Raw genomic sequence first — 2,963 nt, forward strand, 5'->3', positions numbered from 1 at the left:
CGTCGCGTGACCGGCACCGCCCGCACCGCGGGCACGACGCCGCCCGGGCGGCAGAGAGGGATGCACCGATGCGCATCCACATCGCGACCGACCACGCGGGACTCGACTTCTCGAGGTTCCTCACCGAGCACCTGACGGCTGCCGGCCACGACGTCGTCGACCACGGCCCGGTCGCCTACGAGCCGCTCGACGACTACCCCTCCTTCTGCATCCGGGCGGCCCGCGCGGTGGTCGCCGACCAGCGCGCCGGCGCGACGGCCCTGGGCGTCGTCTTCGGCGGATCCGGCAACGGCGAGCAGATCGCGGCCAACAAGGTCGAGGGAGTGCGGGCCGCCCTCGTCTGGAACCTCTCCACCGCGGTGCTCGCCCGCCAGCACAACGACGCCAACGTGATCTCCATCGGCGCCCGGCAGCACACCGTCGAGGAGGCCACCGCCTTCATCGACGCCTTCATCGCCGAGCCGTTCTCCGCCGAGGAGCGCCACGCGCGCCGCATCGCGCAGCTCGCCGAGTACGAGACGACGGGAGCCATCGCCGGGCATCCCGTCACCGACTAGGCCGCCGTGCCCGAGGGGCATTCGATCCACCGGATCGCGAAGCAGTTCGAGGCCCACTTCGTGGGCGACGTGGTGCAGGCGTCCTCGCCGCAGGGCCGATTCGCGGAGGGCGCCGCCGTGCTCGACGGGCGGCGCCTCGTCGGCGCGAAGGCCGTGGGCAAGCAGATGTTCCTCGAGTTCGACGGCGGGGTGTGGCTCCGCGTGCACCTCGGGCTCTACGGCGCATGGGACTTCGCCGGCGACGTGTCGACGCTGAACCGGATGGGACAGAACGGCATGCGCGGCGATGTCCCGGTCGACGACCGGGTGGACGACGCGCCCGTCGACACCGCCGCCGAGGACTCCCTCGCCAGCATCGGGGCACCCCGTCGCGCACGCCTCCGGATGGCCGAGCAGGAGAAGGTGCACGACCCGTTCTCCTCGGAGGCGTGGCCGCCGGAGCCCGTGGGCCAGGTGCGGGTGCGCCTGCTCACGGAGCACGCGGTGGCGGACCTCCGCGGGCCCACCGCCTGCGTCGTCGCGGACGCCGAGGAGGTGCAGCGGGCCATCGACAAGCTCGGACCGGATCCGCTCGTCGAGGGCGGCAAGCGCTCCGAGGACCGCTTCACGGCCACGGTGCGGAGGAAGCCCACCGCCATCGGGCTGCTGCTGATGGACCAGGCGGTCGTCAGCGGGATCGGCAACGTCTACCGGGCGGAGCTGCTGTTCCGCGCGCGGCAGAACCCGCACACCCCCGGGCGCGACGTGCCCGAGGACGTCGTGCGCGGCCTCTGGAAGGACTGGTCGAGGCTGCTCCGCAAGGGCGTCGAGGTGGGGCAGATGATGACCATGGACGGGCTGCGCGGAAAGAAGCTCGACGCGGCGCTCCGCAACCGGGCCGACCGCCACTGGGTGTACCACCGCGAGGGCCTGCCGTGCCGGGTGTGCGGCACGCACATCGTGATGGAGGAGGCCGCGGGCCGGAAGCTCTACTGGTGCCCGTACTGCCAGGCCTGATGCGCCGGGCGTCGGGCATAGTCCGAGGATGCCCCGGGCGCTGACCTGCGCGAGGCGCGCGATCACGGCGTGGGATGCCGAGAGGGGCCCGGATCCTGCTGGATCCGGGCCCCTCGTCCGTCGGCGCGTGCCGGTCGGCCGGCTACTCGCTGATGTGCGCGAACAGGAACCAGCGGTCCTTCTCGAGACCGCGGGCGATCTCGATGGCCACGTCCTGGCTGTTCACGTCGATCTCGCCGAGCTCCTGGACGGCGCGGTTGACGAGCTCCATGGTCGCGTCGATCTGCGCGATGACCTCGGCGATGCTGGCGCTCGACTGGCGGAAGCCGGGCGTGAGGGGAGCGGTGGTCGTGGCGGCGGCCACCGTCTCGACGCGCGCGTCGATCGGGAGGCCGAGGGCGACGACGCGCTCGGCGGCGGTGTCCGCCCAGCCCTGCGCGTGCGAGACGAGGACGTCGAGGAACTCGTGGACGCCGATGAAGTTGGCGCCGCGGACGTGCCAGTGCGCCTGCTTGCCGTTGACGGCGAGGGCCTGGAGGTTCACGACGACGGGGCTGAGGAACTGCGCGACGCCGGCGGCGACGTCGGCCGAGGCGGAGCTGGTGGGGACGTGGACGGTGTCGGTCATGGGTTCTCCTCGAACGTGGACGGGTCTGCGGGCTGCGGACGGTGACCTCAATCTCGCGCACCTCGTCGAGCGCCGCAAGCAAGCTGAGGCATCGCTTACCGGGGGCGCAGGACTCGCGGCGAGCGGGTCAGCGCAGGGCGGAGACGCGAGCCGCCACCTCGCGCAGGTCGCGGATCCGACGCTCGTAGCGCGCGGCCACCGCGATGAGCACGACGCCGCCGATGCCCGCCCAGGCCCACCAGGGGACCGTCGCCGACGCGTCGCGGATCCATGGCCAGAGCTGGGCGACCGCGTGGACCAGCAGCACGGCACCCCCGACGAGGAAGGGGGCCCGGAGGCGCCGCGACGCTCCGACGAGGAGCACCGCGAGCGCCACGACGCCGAGCGCGACGATCCTCCAGGCAGGGGAGGGGCCGAGATCGGCGAGCAGCGGCGGTCCGAGCAGGACGAGGAGCCCGGGTGCCAGATGGCGCATGCTGCCCGCCGTCGGGTCGTGCGTCAGTCGGCGCGTGCCGACCGCGATGAGGGCCAGGGCGACGGGCACCGTGACCCATTCGACCGGATCCGCGGCACGGGTGCCGGCGAGGACCGCGGCCGCGAGCACGGCCGCGACGATGGCGGAGACCGCGACCAGCGGGTCGACGAGCGGGGCCCGCCGCGAGGGTCGAGGCTCCGGGGTGGACCGGGGCTCGGTAGGGCGGGTCGCCGCGTCGCTGCCGGGGTCGTCGCCGTCGCCATGGTCGCCGCCCTCGACGTGCGGGGTCCGCGGAGCGCTGCCCGCC

General features: G+C 73.6%; 4 protein-coding genes. 2 read left to right on the forward strand and 2 right to left on the reverse strand.

Going from position 1 to position 2,963, the window contains the following annotated elements; all coding sequences use genetic code 11:
* Positions 1 to 68 precede the first annotated feature (68 nt).
* On the forward strand, positions 69 to 557 hold the full coding sequence (locus tag Q6969_RS14675) for a ribose-5-phosphate isomerase (protein WP_317231109.1): 489 nt from the start codon (positions 69 to 71) through the stop codon (positions 555 to 557).
* A 6-nt stretch (positions 558 to 563) separates the two neighbouring features.
* Complete coding sequence (locus tag Q6969_RS14680; RefSeq protein WP_317231110.1) at positions 564 to 1,553, forward strand: DNA-formamidopyrimidine glycosylase family protein; 990 nt, start codon at positions 564 to 566, stop codon at positions 1,551 to 1,553.
* A gap of 142 nt (positions 1,554 to 1,695) precedes the next feature.
* Here the strand turns inward: Q6969_RS14680 and Q6969_RS14685 are convergent, their stop codons facing one another.
* Positions 1,696 to 2,181, reverse strand: a complete 486-nt coding sequence (locus Q6969_RS14685; protein WP_317231111.1) for a DNA starvation/stationary phase protection protein — start codon at positions 2,179 to 2,181, stop codon at positions 1,696 to 1,698.
* Between the two features lie 127 nt (positions 2,182 to 2,308).
* Positions 2,309 to 2,963: SCO7613 C-terminal domain-containing membrane protein (locus Q6969_RS14690; protein WP_396335559.1), on the reverse strand; the 655-nt coding region annotated here is incomplete at its 5' end.

The sequence above is a fragment of the Clavibacter sp. MX14-G9D genome (assembly GCF_032917815.1).
Taxonomy (GTDB): domain Bacteria; phylum Actinomycetota; class Actinomycetes; order Actinomycetales; family Microbacteriaceae; genus Clavibacter; species Clavibacter michiganensis_K.

Bases quoted from the DNA above. Each gene is read 5' to 3' on its own strand.
- Q6969_RS14675 (WP_317231109.1), top strand. From the start codon at position 69: ATGCGCATCCACATCGCGACCGACCACGCGGGACTCGACTTCTCGAGG.
- Q6969_RS14685 (WP_317231111.1), bottom strand. From the start codon at position 2,181: ATGACCGACACCGTCCACGTCCCCACCAGCTCCGCCTCGGCCGACGTC.